We start from the raw sequence: 22086 nt of genomic DNA, 5'->3' as shown, positions 1-22086 counted from the left end.
TTTTGAACACGAGGAAACCATTTATCCAATCAATTCATCACGTGAAATAAGTCGAATCTACGCAAAACACCCGTCACGAGTCGGATGGCACAAGACACGAATCGCTAAACGCTAACGAATTCAGCAAGTGCACCCAAACTTCTCTTCCCCGTCGAAATCCGTCCGGGTCGGATAATCGTTGTCGAAGCAGGCCATGCAGAGGCCGCCCTTGTAGTCCGTCGCGTTATCCCCGCCCACCGCCTGGATCAGCCCCTGCGGGCTGAGAAACTCCAGCGAATCGGCATTGATCTCCTTGCAGATCTCTTCCACCGATTTGTAGGAGGCGATCAGCTCACCGCGATCCGGCGTATCGATGCCGTAGAAGCAAGGGTTCTTGAACGGCGGCGAGGTGATGCGGACATGCACCTCCGTCGCGCCGGCTTCGCGCAGCAGATTGACGATCCGTCGCGAGGTCGTGCCGCGAACGATCGAATCGTCGATCATCACAACGCGCTTGCCTTCTACAACGCGGCGCACCGCGCTCAGCTTCATCTTTACGCCTTGCTCACGCAGCTCTTGGCTTGGTTGAATGAACGTGCGGCCAGTGTATTTATTTTTGATCAAGCCCAGCTCGTAAGGGATGCCGGTCTGCTCCGCATAGCCAATCGCGGCGGAAATACTGGAGTCCGGAACGCCGGTGACCACATCTGCGTCGACAAAAGACTCCTGCGCCATCACCTGCCCCATCCGCTTGCGGCTGGCATGCAGGTTCGAGCCGTTCATGTCGCTGTCAGGACGCGCGAAGTAAATGTACTCCATCGCGCACAACGCCTTCCGCTCCGGCTCGGCATAACGCTCCTCGCGGAGGCCGTCCTTATCCAGCACCAGCATTTCACCGGGCTGGATTTCGCGAATCGTCTCCGCGCCAACGACCTCGAACGCGCACGTCTCGGACGAGAACAGGTACGCGTTGCCTAGCCGCCCCATCACAAGCGGGCGCAAGCCGTTCGGATCGCTGGCCACGATCAGCTTGTCGTTCGTCAGCAGCAGGAAAGCGAAGCCTCCAACCAGCTGACGAAGGGCGTCCTTTGCCGCCTCGACGAAATCCTTCGGCGAGCGGGCGATCAAGTGCGCGATCACTTCCGTATCGCTGGTCGTTTGAAAGATCGAGCCGCTTTGCTCGAGCTGGCGGCGGATTTTCGGCGCATTCACGATGTTGCCGTTCGTTGCCACTGCCAGATCGCCGTCGCGGTATTTGAAGATCAGCGGCTGCGCGTTCGTTAGCTTGCTGTCTCCGCTCGTCGAATAGCGGACGTGGCCGATCGAACGGTCCCCGCGCAGCGAAGCCAGCTTGTCGCGGTCGAACACTTCCTTAACCAGGCCCATACCGCGGTGGTAATGAAAGTCCTCCCCATCGGTGGCGCAGATTCCCGCGCTTTCTTCCCCCCGGTGCTGCAACGCGTGCAGTCCGTAGTAGGACAGCGAGGCGGCTTCAGCATGACCAAATACGCCAAACACGCCGCATTCCTCGCGTAACGTATCAAACGGATCCGCATGCCCCGCCCCTTCGTTATAGTAGTCTCCGGTCCAAAGTCTCTGCGCTGGTTTTATTGCATCAGACATGGAATGACATCCTCCCAGACGCGTTTCAGCTGTTCCACCGGCTTGCTCAGAACCTCCGTTCCGTTTACAGCAATGCTCAGTTCCGATCCTTCCACGACCCCGATCCGCGCCGCAGGCACGCCGCGTTCCGCGAGCAGCTTCTCCAGCGCCTCCGCCTTCTCCGGCGAAGCCGACAGCAGAATCCGAGACTGCGATTCGCTGAACAGCGCAAAGTCAGGGCGCAGCTCGCTGGCGATATCAACCTTGGCGCCAATTCCGCCGCTGATGCACGATTCAGCCAACGCAACCGCGAGGCCGCCTTCGGACAAGTCGTGCGCCGAACGCACCAGCCCGCCTTGGATCGCTTCCAGCACGGCGCCAAGCAGCTTTTTCTCCACCTCTAAATCAAGCTGTGGCGGACGGCCTTCTACAACGCCATGTACGACCGCCTGGAATTCGCTGCCGCCGAGTTCCGCTTTCGTCTCACCCAGCAGGAACACGACATCCCCGGCCGATTTAAAGTCTTGGGTCGTAATATGATCGGTATCGTGCACCAGCCCAACCATGCCTACAACTGGCGTTGGGTAGATGGCGCCTTTGGCGTTCTCATTGTACAAGCTGACGTTCCCGCCGATAACTGGAGTGTCCAGCACGCGGCAAGCTTCCGCCATCCCATCAACTGCCCGTTCCATCTGCCAGAAAATATCCGGTTTCTCCGGGCTGCCAAAATTCAGGTTGTCGGTGATTGCCAGAGGCTCTGCGCCGGAGCAAACGATGTTGCGCGCCGCTTCGCTGACCGCAATCCGTCCGCCCACTTCCGGATCCAGGTACACGAACCGTCCGTTGCAGTCGGTCGTCATCGCCAGCGCCTTGCGTGTGCCGTGAACGGTGACCACTGCAGCGTCCGAACCCGGACGAACCGCCGTACTCGTGCGGACCATGTAATCGTATTGGTTGTACACCCACGCTTTGCTTGCGACCGAAGGCGAGGACAGCACTTTCTCCAGCGCCGCGCCCAAATCGCGAACTTCCTCGTAACGCGTGGTGTCTACCGATTCATTTTGCACATAATAAGCAGGAACTGCCGAAGGCTTCTCATAGATTGGACATTCGTCCACCAGCGCCTTCACCGGCATATCGCCGACCAGCTCGCCATGATGGAACAGCTTCAGACGGCCGTCGTCCGTAACTTTACCAACCTTCGCACAGATGACGCCCCAACGCTCAAAAATCTCCCGCGCCTTCGCCTCATCCTTCGGCTCAACGACGAACAGCATCCGCTCCTGCGATTCCGACAGCATCATTTCATAAGCCGTCATGCCTTCCTCGCGTTGCGGCACCTCGTCCAGGTACAGCTCCAGACCGTTGCCGGCTTTGCTGGCCATTTCCGCGCTGGAGCAGGTCAAGCCTGCTGCGCCCATGTCCTGGATCCCCAGCACGATACCGCTGTCGATCAATTCAAGACAAGCCTCCATGACGAGCTTCTCCATGAACGGGTCACCCACTTGCACCGCCGTCCGCTTCGCTTCGGATTCCTCCGTCAGCTCCTCCGAAGCAAACGTAGCGCCATGGATGCCGTCCCGGCCCGTTGGCGGCCCTACGTAAAACACCGGATTGCCGACGCCTTTCGCAACCCCGCGTTGGATTTTGTCATGGTCGATCAGCCCGACGCACATCGCATTGACCAGCGGATTGCCTTCGTAGCTCTCGTCGAACACCACTTCCCCGCCAACCGTCGGAATGCCGATGCAGTTGCCGTAGCCCGCGATCCCGGATACGACATGCTCGAACAGATATTTCACGCGCTCGTTTTCCAGCTTGCCAAATCGCAAGGAGTTCAGCAGCGCCACAGGTCTTGCCCCCATGGAAAAAATATCGCGAATAATCCCGCCCACGCCTGTTGCGGCGCCTTGATACGGCTCCACGGCCGAGGGGTGATTATGACTTTCGATTTTAAAGACAACCGCTTGGTTGTCGCCAATATCCACGATCCCGGCGCCTTCGCCTGGGCCCATCAGCACGCGCGGGCCGCTGGTTGGAAACCGCCGCAGCAGCGGCTTCGAGTTTTTGTAGGCGCAGTGCTCGGACCACATGACGCTAAACACGCCAATTTCCGTATAATTCGGCTTCCGCCCAAGGAATCCGCAAATCAGTTCGTATTCGCTGTCGGAAACGCCCATCTGTTTGTAAATTTTCTGCTCTGCAATTTGTTCTGCACTTGGTTCCTTAGCGGACACTTGCTGACTCATGCCGATCCCTCCAAGCTTTCAAAATGGATGTAAACATCTTCTTGCCGTCCGTCGAACCCAGCAAATCGCTGACCGCCCGCTCCGGGTGCGGCATCATGCCGACGACGTTTCCGCGTTCGTTGGAAATGCCGGCGATGTCGTCCACCGAGCCGTTCGGATTTTGAACATACCGGAAAATAATTTGGTTATTCCGCTTCAACTGCTCCAAAGTCGCTTCATCGCAATAATAGTTGCCTTCGCCATGCGCGATTGGAATCGTAATCACTTCACCCTTCGCATAGAGCGACGTAAACGGATTTTCGTTGTTCTCCACGCGCAGCTCGGTGTCATGGCAACGGAATTTCAGCGACATGTTGCGGCGCAGCGTGCCTGGCAACAGTCCAGCTTCCGTTAGGATTTGGAATCCGTTGCAAATCCCCAGCACGTATTTACCTTCCTCCGCAGCCTTGGCCACTTCCGCCATGACCGGTGCAAAACGGGAGATCGCCCCGCACCGCAGGTAGTCGCCGTAGGAGAACCCGCCGGGAACTAGGATGCAGTCGTAAGCAGACAAATCGGTGGCCGTATGCCACACATAGTCAACCGGTTCGCCCAACGTCTCTTCCACCGCTTTATAACAGTCGATATCGCAGTTGGAACCGGGGAATACGAGTACCGCGAATTTCATAGTTTAAGCCTCCAATTCAAAGCGGTAGTCTTCTACCACCGTATTGGCCAACAGCTTCTCGCACATCGCTTTCACCCGAGCTTCCGCTTCGAAGCGATCGTTCGTGTCGAGCGTCAGCTCCATATATTTACCGATGCGGACGCTGTCCACCTCTCTGAACCCCATGGAATGGAGCGCCCCTTGAACGGCTACCCCCTGCGGGTCAAGTACGCTTTGCTTGATCGTGACATAAACGCTCGCTTTAATCATGTTCCTCGTGTTCCTCCTAAGTTTGGACTTGTGCGGCACGGCCGCTTGGTTTCTGGATGGGATGTAATAATTGCTTTTGGTTTTGCCTGGGTCAGTTCTTACTTTCTGGCTTGCCTTTCTAACTCCAATGCTTTCTTGCTCGCACGCTTGTCTTCTTGCTCCCTAGCTCCTAGCCTCCTGACCAAAAGGGATCATCCTCAAAAGACTGCCAAAGGGCTTATATTCTGGTCCCTCATTCGCTAACTTTCGAATCCCTAACGGACCGCAGCGACGTTATTTACTCATTTCCCGGATATTTCCCCGGCTAAAGGACTTCACAGACGTTATTTGGCCCCATGCAGCAACTAACTAGGCCGCCCCGGTAAAATAAGGGCTCCTCGGTCCGTTACGTCAGTCTTCCCCATATATCTGGATCAATAAGGGCCCTGTGGTCCGTTAGAGCGAAGGGCAATGTTGAGCACAGTCCCTACGCCAACTCTGCTCCAGTCAGCCGCCGGTAAATCTCACGGTACCGACGCGTCGTTTCTTCGACCACCTGCGCTGGGAGCGGGTCTGGTTGGCTCTGCTTATCCCACTCGGAACCGGCGAGATACGTACGCACCGGCTCTTTGTCCATACTGTCGATCTCGATGTCCAGCTCGTAGTTCTCTTTAGCCCAAAATCTCGACGCATCCGGCGTAAACATCTCGTCAATGACAATCAACTTGCCGTCCACCAGCCCGAATTCCAGCTTGCAGTCCGCGAGCAGGATGCCGCGTTCCTCGCAGTAATCCCGGGCAAAGGCGTACATCTCCAGGCTGCGGTCCCGCAGCTGTTCAGCCAATTCTTGGCCCACTTTGTCCACCATCTCCGCAAACGAGATATCCTCGTCGTGGCCCACGTCATTTTTCGCCGCCGGCGTAAAAATCGGCTCCGCCAGCTTCGCGTTCTTACGCAGCCCTTCCGGTAGCTGGATACCGTTGATCGCGCCGGTCTTCTCATACTGCCGCCAGCCGCCGCCGGTCACATAGCCGCGCACCACGCATTCAATGTCGATGCGTTCGGCCTTGCGGGTCACCATGATCCGGTTGCGCAACGCCTCGCGATGCTCCGCCGGGATCACGTCCCCAAGCCAGTCCACGTCTGTATGGATCACGTGGTTCTCCAACAGATGCTTCGTCTTGTCAAACCAAAACGCGCTCAGCCGGTTCAGCACGTTCCCCTTGTCCGGCACCGCCGGATCGAGCACGTAATCAAATGCGGAGATGCGGTCCGTGACCACGATCAGATAATGCTCGCCAAGATCGTACAGCTCCCGGACCTTGCCTTTGTACAGCAGCGGGACCTTCACCAAATCCGCTGCGGTGGAAATTGCCGGTACCGCCATGAAGCTTCTCCTCCCCTATAACCGCTATCAAGCCACTACTCGATTAATCCAAGCTTCCGGAAAATCGTATCGACATGCTTCAGATGCCAGGACGGATCAAATGCGTCTTCAATTTCTTCTTTACTTAAGACGGCGGTAATTTCCGGCGTCTCTTCAATGATGTCGCGGAATTGACGCTGCGTTTCCCATGCCTGCATCGCGCGCGGTTGCACCGTGTCGTAAGCTTGCTCACGGCTGAAGCCTTTGTCGATCAGCTTCGTCATCACGCGGCCGGAGAACGGTACGCCATACGTGCGAGCCATGTTACGCTTCATATTTTCCGGGAACACCGTCAAGTTCTTCACGATATTGCCAAAGCGGTTCAGCATGTAGTTCAGCAGCATCGTAGCGTCTGGCAGAATCACCCGTTCAACCGAAGAGTGGGAAATGTCGCGTTCATGCCACAGCGTTACGTTTTCGTAAGCCGAAATCATATGGCCGCGGATCACGCGGGACAAGCCGGAGATGTTCTCGCAGCCGATCGGGTTGCGTTTATGCGGCATGGCCGAAGAGCCTTTTTGCCCTTTGGCGAAGGCTTCCTCCACCTCGCGGAATTCGCTCTTCTGCAAAGCGCGGATTTCTGTGGCGAACTTGTCGAGCGACGTCGCGATCAAAGCCAAGGTCGCCATATATTCCGCGTGACGATCGCGTTGCAGCGTCTGCGTGGAAATCGGCGCCGGCGTCGTGCCCAGCTTGCGGCAGACAAATTCCTCTACAAACGGATCGATGTTCGCGTAAGTACCAACGGCACCGGAGATTTTTCCGAATTGAACATTCTCCGCTGCACGGCGGAACCGCTCCAGATTCCGTTTCATTTCCTCGTGCCAAAGCGCCATTTTCAGACCAAACGTGGTTGGCTCAGCATGCACACCGTGGGTCCGGCCCATCATTGGGGTATCTTTATAAGCCAAGGCTTTTTCTTTCAAAATATCGATAAAATTCAAAATATCCCGTTCCAAAATCGCATTGGCCTGCTTCAACAAATACCCCAGCGCCGTGTCTACGACGTCGGTCGAGGTCAAGCCATAATGCACCCATTTCCGTTCCGGGCCCAGGCTTTCCGAGACGGCGCGGGTAAACGCGATCACGTCATGGCGGGTTTCCTGCTCGATCTCATAGATCCGGTTGATGTCAAACGAAGCCTTCTCGCGCAGCAGCGCGGCGTCTTCCTTCGGGATCACGCCAAGCTCGGCCCAAGCCTCGCAGGCGCACAACTCCACTTCCAGCCAGGCCTTAAATTTGTTTTCCTCCGTCCAGATCGCTCTCATTTCCGGTCTGCTGTAGCGTTCGATCATTTACATTCATTCCTCCAAATGTTGGTTTGCTCTATCCAACGCAGCCCGTCCTCCACGTTGCGGCAGATCAGGTTGATATGCCCCATCTTCCGTTTGGGAGCGGCTCCGTGCTTTCCATATAAGTGTACTTTGGGGATCACCGGGAATCCAGTTTCGCCGCCGGCTTCGCCAAACCACTGGCCAGTAACAACGGCCTTGCGCACCGCCTCCAAATGCTCGCCCAGGATGTTGACCATCACGACCGGCGTTAACAGCTCCACCGGCCCCAGCGGCAGATTGCAGATCGCCCGGACATGCTGTTCAAATTGGGAGGTCGTGCAGGCCTCCATCGTGTAATGGCCGGAGTTATGCGGTCTTGGCGCCAGCTCATTGACGAACAGCTCACCATCCTCGGTCAGGAACATCTCCACCGCCAGCAGGCCAACGGCTTCCAAGCCTTCGGCGATTCGGGCCGCAAGCCGTTCCGCCTCCCGTTGCACTTGCTCCTCCACGCGGGCCGGCACGATCGACACATGCAAAATATTGTCGACATGAATATTCTCCGCTGCCGGGAACGTCTTTATTTCTCCGCGCGGGCTGCGCGCCGCGATGACCGACAGCTCCTTAACGAACGGGACAAATTGCTCTAGCACGAGCTCCGTCCCGGCCTTACTCAACTCGGCGTAGGCCGGCGCAATTTCGTCCTCGCCGCGAATGACCCATTGACCTTTGCCGTCATATCCGCCGGTGGCCGTCTTCAGCACGGCCGGGAGGCCGAGCCGGGCCACGGCTGCGCGCAACTCCTCCTCGCTGCCGATCTCCGCGTACGGCGCGACCTTCACGCCCGCTGCTTCGATGGCTCGCTTCTCCCGCAGCCGATGCTGAGTCGTATACAGCAATCGGCTGCCTTGGGGCACGTACGACGCTTCTTCCAACAACGCGGCTACGCCAGCGTCGACGTTTTCGAACTCGTACGTGATCACATCGGCCCGCGCCGCAAGTTCACGCGCCGCGGCCTGGTCGTCGTAGCGGGCCACGATCTGCCCCGCTACTTGGCCGCAAGGCGCATCCGGCGTCGGATCCATGGCTACGAACCGGTAGCCAAGGTTGCTCCCGGCCAGCGCCATCATCCGGCCGAGCTGCCCGCCGCCGAGCACGCCGATCGTCGCGCCCGGCGCAATCACCGGGGTGCCATTACCGCCGCCTGCTTTGCCCATCACGCCGCCGCTCATTCCGCCGCTCCCAACTCCGAGCCGCTCTCCAGCACCTCGGCTTTGATCCGGTCGCGGCGCTCCTGCACCCGGCGCATGACCTCGGGGTCAAATGCGCCCAGGATTTGCGCCGCCAGCAGCCCGGCGTTGATCGCCCCGGCTTTGCCGATCGCCACCGTCGCCACCGGGATGCCGCCCGGCATCTGCACGATCGACAGCAGCGAATCGAGCCCGTTAAGCGCGGCCGACTTCACCGGCACGCCGATGACCGGCAGCGTGGTTTTGGCCGCGACCATGCCCGGCAGGTGGGCGGCTCCGCCCGCCCCCGCGATGATGACCTTCAAACCGCGGCCTGCGGCCTGCTCGGCGAATTCGAACATCAAATCCGGGGTGCGGTGCGCGGATACGACATTTTTTTCGTAAGGAATCTGCAGTTCGTCCAAAACGGCACAGGCATGGGACATCGTCTCCCAGTCCGATTTGCTGCCCATGATTACGGCGACTTGTGCTGTCATGCCTCAACCTCCACGTTTATGTTTTCTTGTAAACCTATCTATAGAATGAGCCGAATACGGAAAAGGGCCCCGAACTTCCTGGAAACAATCGAAGATTTCCCGAAATTCGCGGACCCTGCGAAATACGATACCTGCGTGCGGGCAGCCACAGCCGCGCCGCCGGCAACGCAAAGCCCGGTGCTTACAAGCCCAGGCTCATAAAAAGAAGGCTTTCCGTGCGGAGTAGCCTTACCTTCATCACGTATTCGCTCGTAGTCCGAAAATTTACGGTTCTCGGGTAGAAACTTCCGGGCCCTATTCCCGGCATTATACGAGATTATGATGTTCGGCGGCGAGCCGCCTTTCCTCTCCTAGTGTACCAATGGCGGACACATCATGTCAACTCAAATCCGAACATTAATAGAATGTAAAATCCGAATGTTCGTTTTTGAACAATGTCCCTCTAACGCAAAAAAACCTAGCCTGGTATACAGACTAGGGTATCTATCGAATGCGGCTCTGATATCCACGGATGCGGCTCTGGATCTGAAATCTGCCGCACTTAACTGTAAAAAGTACCTTTAATTTCGCCAATCTCCCGCATTTGAAACCAATTAGATGTAAAAGTTACTGTTAATTTGGACCAAAACTCTATAGATCCAATCAAATGATTAAAATAACAGCAGAATTTCCAGCTAAATTGACAAAATCCCGCCGATTCCCCGAAATTAACATTACTTTTTCCAGTTATTTTATCCTCCAGCCTTACGGCCGGGCGGCAAACACCGATATCAGCAGCCTCCAACGGGAAAGCGCCATCCAACTTCATCCACTCGATATCCAGCGACACCGACATCCAATAACAGTTACTCCCGCTAACCAATCGCCCGTTTCCAATAATCCTCTCATCCGCCCAACTGCTCCTGCACTTCGATAAACAGCACCTGCAGGAACTTCTTAATGTTCACTTTCCCTTTGCTGTTGCCCGGCTCGCGCCCTTCCTCGATCTCCTTCATCTTCAACCGCACATCCTCGAAGTCAAAATAGAGCGGGGCATAATACTCAAACCGGGGATTGCCGTAATCCGTCAAGCCCAGCGAAGCCAGGTTCGTCAGCCCCGCCATCAACGCGCGGCGCAGCCGTTGCTCGATCGCCTTGACCTCCTTGGCGATGTCCTCAGGCTTCGTCTTGTACGTGGCCGCGGTTTGACGATACAACTCCTTCAGCGGCGGCAGATTGCCGCCAGCTTCGCCTCCCCGCTCCAGCAGCAACTCCATGATGGCGATCATATCGCGGCTGCCGCTTTCGCCAATCAAGCCCATATTCATCAGAATCGGTTGGATCGCCTCGCGAACCGTGCGCTTGTTCTGAGTAGCGAGCGGTGCGCTGCGCAAGCCCTCCAGCTTCTTCAGACTCGATTTGATTTCATCTAAATAATGTCCTAACGCATAGCGTTCGTTGACCTTCCGCAGCACCGTCTCCACTTCGATCCGGTTGATCGGCTTGCGGATGAAGAACTCAATCCCGCTTCGGTACGCCCGTCCAACCATATCTTGATTTTCGATCTGGGAGATCATCACGAACCTGGAGCTGCAGCCTTGGGCGCGCAAGGAATCGATCACCTCGATTCCGTCCTGATCGGGCATCAGCAAATCCATCAGCACGATATCCGGCGGCTCGCTTAAAATTTGCCGCACCCCCTCCGCTCCGCCGCCGGCCGTCCCCGTCACCTCGCCCAGACCGCTGTCCTCGATAATGTGCTGCAGCATTTTTCGCGCACTGGCATCATCGTCAACGATACAAAAAGAGAGCGGCATCGGATAACCTCCTCACACTTTGGGTTAGTAGCGGTTTGCCAAGGATACGGTTGAATTGCAAACAGCTTTAAGCCGGCGCCACCGACTTCTGCAAGCTTGGGGTTGGAATCCGGATTTGAACCATCGCTCCGCCCAGCCCGGGTGCCGTCCCCAGGGAGATATCCCCGCCAAACCGGGCCACGATGTCGCGCACATGGGATAACCCAATCCCCGTCGCCGCGACGCCTTCCTCATCAAATTTGGTCGTAAAACCCGGTTCAAAGACCAGCTCCCGCTCGTCCTGCGGGAAGCCACTCCCGCTGTCGCTCACCGTGAGCAAGGTCCATCCCGCCTGCTCGCGAACCTCCAAATGAATCTGCCCCTGGCCCTGGATCGCCTCCACCGCATTGGCCGTCAAGTTCCCCAGCAGCGTAAGCAAGGGAATGTAGTTGGCGGTGTCGTAATCCAGGGTGATTTTCTGCGTAAAAACGACCTGCTTTCCCAACATATCGGCATACTGCCGCGTACTGTCGATGGTATATTGGACCAAGCTCGACAACGGCATATCCCCCGGGACTTCGCGGTCCGTCAACTTGATCAGCCCGGCCAAAATCCGCTGCGAATCCTTCTTCACCTCATGGATCTGCTCCGTCATCCCCAAGATGTGACGCTTGTGCTCCTCCAGGCCTTCTTCCGTTAACCGCCGGTACAACTCATAGCTGCGCAAGGTCAGCTCCTCCAGGGTGCCAATGGATTTCTTCAGGTAAAAGACCTCTCCATATAAACCGGAGCTAAAGCTAAGCATCTGCTCAATCCGCCGATTCTGCTCCTTCTGCACGATTCGCATCCGGCTGACGGAAATGCTGCTGTAAATCCCGGTAACAAAATACGTACGCAGCATGGCAATCATCATGAGAAACGTCCACTCGTTCAGTTTAAACGTAGCTGTGCCGGTCACAAGCAACCGAGTCAGCAGCTCCGACTCATTGGACATCAGGTCGATGACCGCGGTCACGGCCCCTAGCACCAAGGGATAGAAGCGGTCCAAACGCCGCTTGATCAGGGTCATCCCTAGGGCGAATACGATATAATACACCGCCGCCGAGCAATGCCTTGTCACGCTTTCAGCCACGGTCAAGCCGTTGCTCAGCACCTGATCCAATCCCGTACGAAACAGCAGCACCACTACGCCGGTTATGACGCCCGTGACGAGATACGGCAACTGCCGCAGCAGCAGCAAAAACAACAAAAACGCGCTGCTCCCCAGACCAATCCGAAAAATATCGCCAACAAACGGATTAATCTTCAGTTCCCCCGCCAAGGCCGTCCCGATCGCAACGACCACAATCTGAACGTAAGCGGATCTTTGAAAGGACTTTATGACAACGCTCCGCATCCCCGCTCCCCCGGATCCCGTGAGTTATTTTGCCCCTTATCGTACCACATCCAGGGAAGGATGACTATGCCTTATATACCATTATATGTTAGTGTTATGTCAGTTGATGCCTAGGCTCGCCGTGCCTCCAATTGCCTTGAGATCACCGAAAGCACAAAGTTGACGGTAAAATAGATCAACGCCACCAGCAGCAGAATCGGTATCGTATACGTGTAGCCGTGACCGATGACAATCCCGGCGTGGTGCATCAGCTCCGGCAAGGAGATGACCACGGCCAGCGACGTGTCCTTGAGCAGCGAGATGAACTGGCTCACTAATGGCGGCACCATCCGCCGCAAGCCTTGGGGCAGCACGATGTGCCATAGTGTCTGCACGGCGCTGAGTCCTGACGAACGGGCCGCTTCGATTTGCCCTTTGTCAATGGAGGCGAGACCGCTGCGCACGATTTCCGAGATCATCGCGGCCTCAAAGATCGTCAGCCCGGTCACCGTCGCGGCCACAAGCCCGAGCTTGATGCCGACCTCCGGCAAGGCAAATCGCATGAAGAAGATGATCAGCAGCAGAGGCAAATTGCGGATGAGCTCGACACCCACCAGCATGATCGGCGACAGCACGGGCAGCTTCGTATACCGAATCACGCCCACGATACAGCCAATCAGGAAGCTTAGCACGATGGACAGCCCGGCGACGATCAACGTCACGTATAGCCCATCCGCCAAGAAGCGCAAATTCTCCGCACTGTACGCCCCCGCAAAATCCATCGAACTTCAGGCCTCCTTTCAGTATTTTTTCTCAAGTCTTCGCTCCCACACCCTCACTCCATAACTTAAAGGCAAGGTCAGCACCAAATAGAACAACGCCACAAAAATATAAGTATCAAACGTCCGGTACGTATCGGCATTCACGATGTCGGCAAAATACATCAGGTCGAGCCCCGCCACGATTGTCAACACCGAGGAGTTTTTGATTAAATTGATAAACTGGTTCCCGAGCGGCGGAATAACCAGCTTGATCGCTTGCGGCAGGATAATATGCAGCATCGTCTGCACGTAGCTCAACCCGGACGAGCGGGCCGCCTCCGTTTGCCCTTGGGGGATGGCCAGAATCCCGGCGCGGATCGCTTCTGCAATGAACGAAGATGTGTATACCGCAAGCCCGATCGTTCCCGCCGTGAAACCGTCAAGCGGTAAACCTAAAGCTGCTGGCCCATAATAGAAAATGTATACGACAAGCAGCAGCGGAATATTGCGGATAAATTCCACGTAACCTGTTCCGAACCAGCGCAGGGGCCGGACGGGGGCGATGCGGAACACAGCGATTAAGGCGCCCAGCACGAAGCTTCCCACCAGCGCCAGCAAGCTGGATAGCACCGTTCCCTGGAACCCTTCCAGGTACACGTCAAAATAGTCAGTTAGAATCGTAAAATCCATAACGAATTATTCGCCCGGCTTCTTGCCGATCCATTTTTCGTAAATCTTGTCGTACTCTCCGCTGTCGTGAAGCTCCTTCAATGTATCGTTTATTGCCTGCACAATGTCCGAGTTGCCTTTCTGCACCGCAATGCCGTAAGGTTCATCGGTAAACGGCTTGCCGACCACCTCATAATTCGGATCTTGGGCAGCCATACCGTAAAGAATCGCATCATCCGTTGTCAGCGCATCGCCTTGCCCCGCCTTCAGGGCGTTAAACGCATCCTGATAGTTATCGAACTCCAGCACCTTGATACCTTCCACTTTCTCGCGGATATTTTTCACCGAGGTTGAGCCTTTGCTGCCCAGCACCGTCGAATCGGCCGTCAGGCTTTCGATGCCTGTGATCGGGCTGCCCTTTTTCACCAGCAGCGACTGCCCTGCCTGGAAGTAGACGTCGGAGAAATCGACTTCCTTCTTCCGCTCCTCGGTAATCGTCATCGTAGCTACGATCATATCGATCTCACCGTTATTCAGCATCGGAATCCGCGTCTTCGAAGTGACTTCCTTCAGCTCCAGCGCGTTTTCATCGCCGAGAATGTGCTTGGCGATCGCCTTGGAGATATCGATGTCGAAGCCCTCGACGTTGCCGGTGGACGGGTCTTTGAGACCAAACAGCTTCGTGTCGTACTTCACGCCAACCACCAGTTTGCCGCGATCCTTGATTTTCGCCAAAGCTCCGGTTCCGCTCTCCCCGGTTGCCGGAGCGGCATTCCCGCCGTTCCCGGCTGTGTTGCCGCCTGCCCCATTACTTGCACATCCGGCCAGCACCGTCAACGCACATACCACCGCAATACTGATTAGCCTCCAACGCTTCTTCATTTCTCTTCCTCCCCTTGATTATCGATTAATTTAGTGGCTCAACAGACGGCTCAGGAACGCACGCGTCCGCTCTTCCCGCGGGTTCGCGAAGAACTCCTCCGGCCCTGCTTCCTCCACGATTTGCCCTTGATCCATAAAAACAATCCGGTCCGCCACCTCCCGGGCAAACCCCATCTCATGCGTGACCACCACCATCGTCATGCCTTCGCGGGCGAGCGTCCGCATGACATCCAGCACCTCGCCTACCATTTCCGGATCCAGCGCCGAGGTGGGTTCGTCGAATAGCATAATCTTCGGCTTCATCGCCAGCCCCCGGGCGATCGCCACCCGTTGCCGCTGCCCGCCCGACAGTTGGGACGGATACGCGGACGCCTTATCGGCGATGCCCACCTTCTCCAGATAAAACATCGCCGTCTGCTCAGCTTCCGCTTTGGAGATGCCCAGCACCTTAATTGGCGCCAGCGTGATATTGTCGATCACCTTTTTGTGCGGGTACAAATTAAAGTGCTGAAAGACCATTCCGATATCCCGGCGCAGCTTATTGATATCTGTCTTGCGGTCATGGACCGGGAGGCCGCCTACCGTCAGCTCGCCGTTCGTAATCGTCTCCAGCCGGTTAATGCAGCGCAGCATCGTGCTTTTCCCTGAACCCGACGGGCCAACAACGACCACGACTTCCCCTTCCTCAACTTGTAAATTAATCCCCTTCAGTACATGAAAATGACCAAAATGCTTATCTACCTGTCGAAAGCGAATCAACGGCAGCCCTCCTTTCGACCGCACATCCCTGAAGTCGATGTGAGTAATCGTAACATTTGAACATAACCTTACTTTGGAGACCATAAAAAACTACAATTCCCTACACGCCGACTAGAAAATCGCCCAAAAAAATTTGGGCATCTTCCTCAATCCTGTCGGACAAGCGTTAGTTTTCCTTACAGGAATCTTCCTTGATGGAGTTGAAGGAGTTAAGTTCTACACACGCCAAAAGTTCTAACGCTTGGGTTAGACGCTATTTGCGCTAAAATCGGAGCGTGCAACTTGTAACGCTTATGGGAGAGCTTATTTCGGAGTTTTCTCCCGAAAAAGGCGGCTCCCAACTCAAATAAGCACGCTGGTCAGCGTTAGAAAAAAAATCTAGTGTTTTTCGCCTCAATAAGCTTTCTGGCAAGCGTTAAAACCGATACCCAGCACAACATGCTTCCAACAAGCAAAAAAGCCCAACCGAAATGATTCGGTCAGGCTTCTTGTAACAAGCTGGCTCTTATTATTTCACGACGAGCACCGGGATCCGGGCATGCTGGACGACGTTATGGCTGACGCTGCCAAGCACGAATTCGCGGATGCCGCCCAGTCCGCGGCTGCCAATGACGATCAGATCCGCCCCGCTCTTCTGAGCGTACTCCAGAATCGTCTCTGCCGGAGCCCCTTGAACCATTTCGACTTTAGGCTCCAGACCTGCGGCCACAACGCGTTTCTTCGCTTCCTCTACCGTTCTCTCTGCGAGCTCATAGAAATCCTTGTTCATGGAAGCAGGTACCGGCACAAAGCCCTCGGCCACGTAAAAACGCGGGAAGTCGTACACATGCAGGACCTCCAGCTTGGCTTCGGGCGTCGTTTTGCACAACTCAATGGCTTTGTCCAGCGCTTTGTTTGCTGCTTTCGAACCGTCGTACGCGGCTAAAATCTTATGGAATAGCATGGAAAGCACCTCACTTGTCCCAAGAGTTTATATCATAAAATACCCATAAAGTACGGCGTTGAAAAGAAGCAGCAGCGGAATGCCCACCCGGAAGCTGAAGTGCTTCGTTTTATGGCGTTTGGTATTCATGGCAACCAGTACACCCAGCGCTCCGCCCAGTGCAGCAAGCAGAAACAGCGTTCGCTCCGGGATCCGTTCACGTCTCTGCCTCGCCCGCCTCTTGTCATCGGACATCACCAGATAGGCGACCGCATTGATAAATAGAAACCATACGAGTAACCCCGTCCTCATCTTCGCCGCCCCCTTCGAGCCCATTGCTCGGTTATTGCTTAGTATTTCCTCTTAATGGATAAATCTATTATACCTCAATCCAGAGCAATCGGCATCTTGAAGCCAATACGCCTCATACTAAAGAAAGCTCCCCGAAACGGGGAGCTGCGGACGCATAAACATTAGGATTCGTTCTTTGAAATTCCGTTCAGATTGGGCGCATATTCAGCCTGTTTCTTTGGCTTGGCCGCGATGGATGGTTCCATCAGGCTCGACTTGTTCTGCTGGTTCTCGGTCTTCCGCGCTTTATGATGCGGCACCCTCATCACCTCCGCTACTTAGCGTCCCGTAAATGCTGCCGATTTATTCAGGGTTGGGCTGCCACCATCCTGTGATCGGGGTTAATCGTCGCCCTTTTTCTCCAGCGCCGCCTTCAGCAGTTCACCGAGATTGATGCCGCCGGACTCCTGCTTCTGGGCATACTGCTTCACGAGCCGTTGCTGCTCGCGCTTGCTCATATGCTTATCCTTGTCTTTCCCGAGCACCTCGGTGATCCCGCAGGACAGGCACTGCACATACTTGCCGGCTTTGCCTTCCTTGAGCTCCATCTTCTTGTGGCATTGCGGACAACGACGGTTGGACAGACGTTTCTCGCCGGATCGGCGATAACCGCAATCCTCGCTAGGGCAGACCAGCATCAAGCCGCGCCCGGTCTTCTTCTCAAGCAGCCTTGTCCCGCATTCCGGGCAATGGCTGTTGGAGACGTTATGCGGCTTATACGTCGCATCACTGCGCTTCACGCCTTGCACCAGGTTGATCGCCATCTCACGGATTCCGCTGAGGAACGGCCCCGGCTGACCTTGCCCGCGGGCGATCCGTTCCAGCTCAGCTTCCCAGCGGGCCGTCAGCTCCGGCGTACGCAAATCAGCCGGCGCCAGCTCGATGAGCTGCTTCCCTTTGCCGGTCGGATGCAGGTAATTCCCTTGCCGCTCGATCGTGTCGGAGCTGATCAGCTTCTCGATGATGTCCGCCCGCGTTGCCGGCGTGCCCAGCCCATGCTTCTCCATTTGGGTCAGCAGGGCAGCTTCTGTGTAGCGCTTCGGCGGCTGGGTCCGTCCCGGCGTCACGCGGCAGCGCTGCACCTTCACCGCCTCACCTTGAGTGAGCTCCGGCAGCACGGAGCCGCTCTCGGCATCGTCCTCGCCGCCTTCTTCCTCTTCCATGACCTGCCCGTCATAAACCGCCCGCCATCCGGCATCCTTAATCGTCGTCCCCTTGGCATGCAGCGTCTCCCCCGCAATTTGCACCGTCACGCTAACTTGATCAAACCTTGCCGGCGGATAAAATAAACTGATAAATCGCCGAACAATTAAATCGTAGAGCTTACGTTCATCCGTGTTCAGCGCGTTCAACAGCACCGTTTGTTCCGTTGGAATAATCGCATGGTGGTCGGTGACCTTGCTGTCGTCAACCACCCGCTTGCTCAGATGCAAAGAACCCCGCAGCAACGGCCGCGCCAAACTCGCGTAAGGGCCGACAGCCACACTCGTCAGGCGCTCCTTGAGCGTATCCGTCATATCCGAAGTCAAATACCGCGAATCGGTCCGCGGATACGTTACTAACTTATGCTGCTCGTAGAGCCGTTGCAGCACGTTAGAGGTCTGCTTGGCCGAAAAGCCCAGAAGTCGGTTGGCATCCCGCTGCAGCTCGGTCAAATCGTATGCCAGCGGATGGGGCACGGTTTTTTCATGCTTAACCAGCTTAACGATTTGGCCGGAAGCGCCCTCCAGTTTCTGTTTCAACACATTTAACTTCTCCGGGTCAAAAATACGCGCATCGCCGTTCCCGCCGCGCCATACCGCCTCAAACTTGCCGAAGTCCGCGCGCAGCACATGATACTCCTCCGAGCGGAAGCGGAGAATTTCATTCTCCCGCTGCATGATCATGCCAAGTGTCGGCGTCTGCACCCGTCCAGCCGAGAGTGGCGCGCCAAACTTGGTGGTCAGCGCCCGGGTCACGTTCAGCCCCACCATCCAGTCGGCTTCGGCCCGGCAGCGCGCCGATTGGTACAAGCGCTCATATTGATTGCCCGGCTTCAGCGACGCGAACCCTTCCTTGATCGCTTTGTCCGTTTGCGACGAAATCCACAACCGCTTAAATGGCTTATTCCATTTAGCCATTTCCATGATCCAGCGGGCGAGCAGCTCGCCTTCGCGGGCGGCGTCCGTCGCCACGATCAGCTCGCCGATATCCTGACGGCGCATCAGCTGCTGCACCGCCTTAAACTGGTGGCTGGTCTCGCGCAGCACCTTGAGCTTCATTTTTTCCGGTAAAATCGGCAAATCCTCCATCGCCCACGTGGCGTATTTCTTATCATAATCCTCCGGCTCGGCCAATCCCACCAGATGGCCTAATGCCCAGGTCACTACATATTTGGACCCTTCAAAATGGCTTTTATGCTTATCCCGGCTGCCGATGACTCGCGCGATCTCTCTGGCAACCGAGGGCTTCTCGGCTAATACCAACGTTTTCATAAGTTCGATCGGACACTCCTTTCCACTGAACCATTATAGCATTCAAGCAACAGTTGCTTGAAATTTAAAACATGATATACTCATGTTTAGTACCAGGTACTAATATCTGATCACAAAAAAATCCTTCTCGACCTAAAGGAGTGATACCGATGGCCATACAAACACCCCCATCCAAGGCCCGCATTACCGCACTTGGAACCTATGTTCCTGAAAAAATCCTGACCAACGCGGATTTGGAGCAGCTCGTGGATACGAGCAACGAGTGGATTGTGCAGCGCACGGGGATTAAGGAAAGACATATTACCGCCGAGAATGAGTTCACCTCCCACCTAAGTATTAAGGCGGTGGAGCGGCTTCGCGAGACGTACAAGACTTCGCTGGACGACGTCGACTTCATCATCACCTCGACGACAACGCCGGATTATTCGTTTCCGACCGTGTCTTGCCGGATTCAGGAGCATTTTGGCATGGAACAGGCGGGAGCGATTGATTTAAACGCAACCTGCGCCGGGTTCGCTTATGCTCTTCATTTGGCGAACGGCATGATCAGCGCCGGTCTGCATCGCAAAATCCTTGTCGTGGCCGGGGAAACGATGTCCAAAATCACCGACTATACCGACCGCAGCACCTGCATCCTGTTCGGGGACGGAGCCGGAGCTGTGCTGGTCGAGGCAACTTCTGAGGCTGAAGCCGAATGGCCGGGTTTCGAATCGTTTGTTCTCGGAACCAACGGCGCCGGCGGCATCCATGTGTACCGCACCGGTCTGTCGGATCAAATGAACGGGCAGCCCCTCGAAGGCAAAGGCAAAATCGTACAAAACGGCCGCGAGGTGTTCAAATGGGCCGTCCGAACCGTGACCGCCGGAATTGAGCAACTGCTGGAGCAGGCGGGTCTGGCTCGCGAGGACATCGACTGGTTTGTGCCGCATAGCGCTAACCTGCGCATGATCGAGTCAATCTGCGAGAAAGCGGATCTCCCTCTCGCCAAAACCCTGCAAAGCGTGCAGGACATGGGAAATACGTCCTCTGCCTCCATCCCGCTGGCGTTGCAGGCCGGCGTTGACGCGGGCCGCTTGAAATATGGCGACCGCGTGCTGGTGTACGGCTTTGGCAGCGGCTTAACCCATGCCGGCTTGATCCTGCGCTGGGGTGCGTGATCTGTCTGTCCGCACGGCCCTTTGCGTCATTATCCCTTTTGGTAAGGGAGTATGCTGGGGCTTCAATTCACTTGACTCTAACTTCTATCTGACCAAACGGGATCATCCTGCAAAGCGCCGGGCGGAAGAGGTGAAGCCTCAGCTCTTCTGCTCCTCTGCTCTTGATCTCCGTTTCGGAGCGTTCCCTTTTCAACCTGCAGGCTTCCAGGTACAATAACAGGAGTCATTCATTACGATCCGTCCCATCTTGTGTCCGAAGGAGATGCCGTACGATGCCTACTCTCAGAGAACTGTTTACCGATCTGGACTTTCAGGAAGCGTTGGACCGGAAGCTGCGCGTCCGCGTATTCCGCGACGATCACATGATCGATAACGGCAGCATTATTGTCCGTTTCACAGATGACACCATTATCACGCAGGCTGGAGTAGACGAGTTGTCCTACCATCCACGCCGGGAATGCCAATTTTTTGAGTTAAAAAAATAACTCCAAGGGACGGCAACCGAGCGAGCTCTCTCCGGGTTCGTCCCTTTCACTTTGGCTGCCCCGCCGTCGGGAGAACCGCATTTTCCGTCTTCATGTTAGGCGTTTCTTTGCCGTAGCGAATAAAGATCCATACGCCGCATAAGATGAGCACGCCCGCCGACAGCTGCAGCGGAGTTAAGCTTTCCTTCAGCAGCAACCAGGCCAGCAGTGAGGCAAATACCGGCTCGCCGAGAACGGCCATTGACACTGCAGAAGCGCTGAGATATTTCATCAGCCAGTTAAACAGATAATGCCCGAATAACGTAGGAACGATCGCCAGCAGAAGGAAAATGCCCCATTCCCTCGGCTCATAGCCGGTAAACCGGATGCCGGCAGCTACGTTGTATACGGCCATTGACGTTCCCGCCACGGCAAACACGAGGAAGTTATAAACAAACGCGCTGATCGTCTGTAGCAGCTGCTTGCCGACCAGGATATGAATCGCGACCGCAATCGTCCCGAGCAGAGAGAGCAAATCTCCGGTCACGGCCTTGCCGGACAAGGCGAAATCTCCGGAGCCGATCGCGATCGAGCCGATGCATGCCAGCGTAATACCGAGGATCATCGCTTTATTGATTTTTGCCCCAAACAAGAAGAACGACCCGAACATCACGATGATGGGCTCCAGTGTCAGAAGGACCGTGGAGCTTGCGACCGTCGTCAAGCGCAGCGAACCCATCCATAGCAGGAAATGCAGCCCCAGCATCAGCCCCGAAAACAAAAGACGCCCCCATTGCTTGCCAGTCAGTCGCGCAATTTCTCCCCGGTAGCGCCACAGCAGCGGCAGCATCAATACGTTCGTGATATACATCCGGTACATGGCAATCACCGACACTTCGGCATTGGACCAGCGGATGAAGATGGAAGAAAACGAGATGGCGATAATGCCGATCACGTAGAGGATTTCATATTTACCCATGGACTTCGTGGTGGTGTGCATATGCGTTAAGGTCCCATCTTTCTCATGAAATTTTGTCACCCGATCGGGCTGCAAACCACTTCATTATAGCGGAGTCACAGCCGTTCCTCAATCGAAAAAATAGACCCTAAGGATCTAGTAGAAGCAGCCCCTAATCTATCGTCAAAAAAAGATGAAGGAGGAGCTTTCTATGAAAAATTTAGATGTTCTGATCGGCGGCAACGACGTGGAATCGCTCATCGCGACCAACCAACGGTTAACGGCAGAACAAGTTCGGGAAATTCGCCGCAGCGGGACATGGCCCAGCGGATATCGCCTGATCTAAGCTTTAGGCTTATAATGGTTCCATATTATGTGTGCAGAGGAT

23 protein-coding genes and 1 riboswitch are annotated in these 22086 nt (G+C 55.7%); of the genes, 3 read left to right on the top strand and 20 right to left on the bottom strand.

What is annotated here, in order from left to right; translation table 11 throughout:
• Positions 1-120: 120 nt before the first annotated feature.
• The 19 genes from purF to NSQ80_RS03850 all read right to left on the bottom strand — a co-directional run bounded on the left by purF (position 121) and on the right by NSQ80_RS03850 (position 19119).
• Positions 121-1602: an amidophosphoribosyltransferase gene (gene purF / locus NSQ80_RS03940; RefSeq protein WP_260070679.1), complete on the bottom strand. Its 1482-nt coding sequence runs from the start codon at positions 1600-1602 to the stop codon at positions 121-123.
• Entirely contained in the window at positions 1587-3830 is a 2244-nt protein-coding gene (gene purL / locus NSQ80_RS03935) for a phosphoribosylformylglycinamidine synthase subunit PurL (protein ID WP_339301431.1), read from the bottom strand. The genes purF and purL overlap by 16 nt, the downstream gene beginning before the upstream one ends.
• Entirely contained in the window at positions 3808-4497 is a 690-nt protein-coding gene (purQ, locus tag NSQ80_RS03930; RefSeq protein ID WP_009224524.1) for a phosphoribosylformylglycinamidine synthase subunit PurQ, read from the bottom strand. Before purQ ends, purL begins: the two co-directional genes overlap by 23 nt.
• Positions 4498-4500: 3 nt before the next feature.
• Positions 4501-4746: a phosphoribosylformylglycinamidine synthase subunit PurS gene (purS, locus tag NSQ80_RS03925; protein ID WP_009224523.1), complete on the bottom strand. Its 246-nt coding sequence runs from the start codon at positions 4744-4746 to the stop codon at positions 4501-4503.
• Between the two features lie 466 nt (positions 4747-5212).
• Positions 5213-6112 carry a phosphoribosylaminoimidazolesuccinocarboxamide synthase gene (locus NSQ80_RS03920; protein ID WP_339301427.1) on the bottom strand — a complete coding sequence of 300 codons (900 nt, stop codon included), beginning with the start codon at positions 6110-6112 and terminating at the stop codon, positions 5213-5215.
• A 35-nt stretch (positions 6113-6147) separates the two neighbouring features.
• Positions 6148-7446: an adenylosuccinate lyase gene (gene purB / locus NSQ80_RS03915; RefSeq protein ID WP_009224521.1), complete on the bottom strand. Its 1299-nt coding sequence runs from the start codon at positions 7444-7446 to the stop codon at positions 6148-6150.
• A complete protein-coding gene (purK, locus tag NSQ80_RS03910; protein WP_009224520.1) occupies positions 7443-8657 on the bottom strand; it encodes a 5-(carboxyamino)imidazole ribonucleotide synthase in 1215 nt (404 codons plus the stop codon). The genes purB and purK overlap by 4 nt, the downstream gene beginning before the upstream one ends.
• A complete protein-coding gene (gene purE, locus NSQ80_RS03905) occupies positions 8654-9151 on the bottom strand; it encodes a 5-(carboxyamino)imidazole ribonucleotide mutase (protein WP_260070681.1) in 498 nt (165 codons plus the stop codon). Before purE ends, purK begins: the two co-directional genes overlap by 4 nt.
• Positions 9152-9383: 232 nt before the next feature.
• Positions 9384-9485, bottom strand: a riboswitch (purine riboswitch).
• 207 nt (positions 9486-9692) lie between these two features.
• Positions 9693-9986 (bottom strand): hypothetical protein, encoded by a 294-nt coding sequence (locus NSQ80_RS03900; RefSeq protein ID WP_339301425.1) that lies wholly within the window; start codon positions 9984-9986, stop codon positions 9693-9695.
• Between the two features lie 49 nt (positions 9987-10035).
• Entirely contained in the window at positions 10036-10947 is a 912-nt protein-coding gene (locus tag NSQ80_RS03895; protein WP_339301423.1) for a response regulator, read from the bottom strand.
• Positions 10948-11014: 67 nt separating this feature from the next.
• Positions 11015-12322 carry an ATP-binding protein gene (locus NSQ80_RS03890; protein WP_009224516.1) on the bottom strand — a complete coding sequence of 436 codons (1308 nt, stop codon included), beginning with the start codon at positions 12320-12322 and terminating at the stop codon, positions 11015-11017.
• A 110-nt stretch (positions 12323-12432) separates the two neighbouring features.
• Entirely contained in the window at positions 12433-13083 is a 651-nt protein-coding gene (locus NSQ80_RS03885) for an amino acid ABC transporter permease (RefSeq protein WP_009224515.1), read from the bottom strand.
• A gap of 18 nt (positions 13084-13101) precedes the next feature.
• Positions 13102-13752, bottom strand: coding sequence for an amino acid ABC transporter permease (locus NSQ80_RS03880; protein ID WP_339301420.1), 651 nt, complete (start codon positions 13750-13752; stop codon positions 13102-13104).
• Between the two features lie 6 nt (positions 13753-13758).
• Positions 13759-14613, bottom strand: coding sequence for a glutamate ABC transporter substrate-binding protein (locus tag NSQ80_RS03875; protein ID WP_260070685.1), 855 nt, complete (start codon positions 14611-14613; stop codon positions 13759-13761).
• A 30-nt stretch (positions 14614-14643) separates the two neighbouring features.
• Entirely contained in the window at positions 14644-15372 is a 729-nt protein-coding gene (locus NSQ80_RS03870; RefSeq protein WP_036644873.1) for an amino acid ABC transporter ATP-binding protein, read from the bottom strand.
• A 508-nt stretch (positions 15373-15880) separates the two neighbouring features.
• Complete coding sequence (locus NSQ80_RS03865; protein ID WP_009224511.1) at positions 15881-16315, bottom strand: universal stress protein; 435 nt, start codon at positions 16313-16315, stop codon at positions 15881-15883.
• Between the two features lie 27 nt (positions 16316-16342).
• On the bottom strand, positions 16343-16606 hold the full coding sequence (locus tag NSQ80_RS03860) for a DUF1294 domain-containing protein (protein WP_036644872.1): 264 nt from the start codon (positions 16604-16606) through the stop codon (positions 16343-16345).
• Positions 16607-16767: 161 nt separating this feature from the next.
• Positions 16768-16905, bottom strand: a complete 138-nt coding sequence (locus tag NSQ80_RS03855; RefSeq protein WP_198136182.1) for a hypothetical protein — start codon at positions 16903-16905, stop codon at positions 16768-16770.
• A gap of 81 nt (positions 16906-16986) precedes the next feature.
• On the bottom strand, positions 16987-19119 hold the full coding sequence (locus NSQ80_RS03850; protein ID WP_339301417.1) for a DNA topoisomerase III: 2133 nt from the start codon (positions 19117-19119) through the stop codon (positions 16987-16989).
• Positions 19120-19268: 149 nt separating this feature from the next.
• Between NSQ80_RS03850 and NSQ80_RS03845 the strand changes: the two genes are divergently transcribed.
• The gene (locus NSQ80_RS03845; RefSeq protein WP_260070686.1) at positions 19269-20276 is read left to right on the top strand and encodes a ketoacyl-ACP synthase III; all 1008 of its coding nucleotides are present in this window, start codon (positions 19269-19271) and stop codon (positions 20274-20276) included.
• A gap of 272 nt (positions 20277-20548) precedes the next feature.
• Positions 20549-20761, top strand: coding sequence for a hypothetical protein (locus NSQ80_RS03840; protein ID WP_009224505.1), 213 nt, complete (start codon positions 20549-20551; stop codon positions 20759-20761).
• Positions 20762-20807: 46 nt separating this feature from the next.
• Here NSQ80_RS03840 and NSQ80_RS03835 read toward each other — a convergent pair whose 3' ends face one another.
• Positions 20808-21740: a DMT family transporter gene (locus tag NSQ80_RS03835; protein ID WP_260070707.1), complete on the bottom strand. Its 933-nt coding sequence runs from the start codon at positions 21738-21740 to the stop codon at positions 20808-20810.
• 169 nt (positions 21741-21909) lie between these two features.
• Between NSQ80_RS03835 and NSQ80_RS03830 the strand changes: the two genes are divergently transcribed.
• Positions 21910-22044: a hypothetical protein gene (locus NSQ80_RS03830; RefSeq protein ID WP_260070709.1), complete on the top strand. Its 135-nt coding sequence runs from the start codon at positions 21910-21912 to the stop codon at positions 22042-22044.
• Positions 22045-22086: the final 42 nt, after the last annotated feature.

Origin of the sequence: Paenibacillus sp. FSL K6-2441 (assembly GCF_037964765.1) — a bacterium.
GTDB lineage: Bacteria > Bacillota > Bacilli > Paenibacillales > Paenibacillaceae > Fontibacillus > Fontibacillus phoenicis.
Note: the sequence above shows the minus strand (reverse complement) of the source record. Positions and strands in the feature narration are given on the sequence as shown.

Coding starts and splice junctions, on each gene's coding strand:
- purF (WP_260070679.1), bottom strand. CDS start 1,602: ATGTCTGATGCAATAAAACCAGCGCAGAGACTTTGGACCGGAGACTAC.
- purL (WP_339301431.1), bottom strand. CDS start 3,830: ATGAGTCAGCAAGTGTCCGCTAAGGAACCAAGTGCAGAACAAATTGCA.
- purQ (WP_009224524.1), bottom strand. CDS start 4,497: ATGAAATTCGCGGTACTCGTATTCCCCGGTTCCAACTGCGATATCGAC.
- purS (WP_009224523.1), bottom strand. CDS start 4,746: ATGATTAAAGCGAGCGTTTATGTCACGATCAAGCAAAGCGTACTTGAC.
- NSQ80_RS03920 (WP_339301427.1), bottom strand. CDS start 6,112: ATGGCGGTACCGGCAATTTCCACCGCAGCGGATTTGGTGAAGGTCCCG.
- purB (WP_009224521.1), bottom strand. CDS start 7,446: ATGATCGAACGCTACAGCAGACCGGAAATGAGAGCGATCTGGACGGAG.
- purK (WP_009224520.1), bottom strand. CDS start 8,657: ATGAGCGGCGGCGTGATGGGCAAAGCAGGCGGCGGTAATGGCACCCCG.
- purE (WP_260070681.1), bottom strand. CDS start 9,151: ATGACAGCACAAGTCGCCGTAATCATGGGCAGCAAATCGGACTGGGAG.
- NSQ80_RS03900 (WP_339301425.1), bottom strand. CDS start 9,986: ATGTCGGTGTCGCTGGATATCGAGTGGATGAAGTTGGATGGCGCTTTC.
- NSQ80_RS03895 (WP_339301423.1), bottom strand. CDS start 10,947: ATGCCGCTCTCTTTTTGTATCGTTGACGATGATGCCAGTGCGCGAAAA.
- NSQ80_RS03890 (WP_009224516.1), bottom strand. CDS start 12,322: ATGCGGAGCGTTGTCATAAAGTCCTTTCAAAGATCCGCTTACGTTCAG.
- NSQ80_RS03885 (WP_009224515.1), bottom strand. CDS start 13,083: ATGGATTTTGCGGGGGCGTACAGTGCGGAGAATTTGCGCTTCTTGGCG.
- NSQ80_RS03880 (WP_339301420.1), bottom strand. CDS start 13,752: ATGGATTTTACGATTCTAACTGACTATTTTGACGTGTACCTGGAAGGG.
- NSQ80_RS03875 (WP_260070685.1), bottom strand. CDS start 14,613: ATGAAGAAGCGTTGGAGGCTAATCAGTATTGCGGTGGTATGTGCGTTG.
- NSQ80_RS03865 (WP_009224511.1), bottom strand. CDS start 16,315: ATGCTATTCCATAAGATTTTAGCCGCGTACGACGGTTCGAAAGCAGCA.
- NSQ80_RS03860 (WP_036644872.1), bottom strand. CDS start 16,606: ATGAGGACGGGGTTACTCGTATGGTTTCTATTTATCAATGCGGTCGCC.
- NSQ80_RS03850 (WP_339301417.1), bottom strand. CDS start 19,119: ATGAAAACGTTGGTATTAGCCGAGAAGCCCTCGGTTGCCAGAGAGATC.
- NSQ80_RS03845 (WP_260070686.1), top strand. CDS start 19,269: ATGGCCATACAAACACCCCCATCCAAGGCCCGCATTACCGCACTTGGA.
- NSQ80_RS03840 (WP_009224505.1), top strand. CDS start 20,549: ATGCCTACTCTCAGAGAACTGTTTACCGATCTGGACTTTCAGGAAGCG.
- NSQ80_RS03835 (WP_260070707.1), bottom strand. CDS start 21,740: ATGCACACCACCACGAAGTCCATGGGTAAATATGAAATCCTCTACGTG.
- NSQ80_RS03830 (WP_260070709.1), top strand. CDS start 21,910: ATGAAAAATTTAGATGTTCTGATCGGCGGCAACGACGTGGAATCGCTC.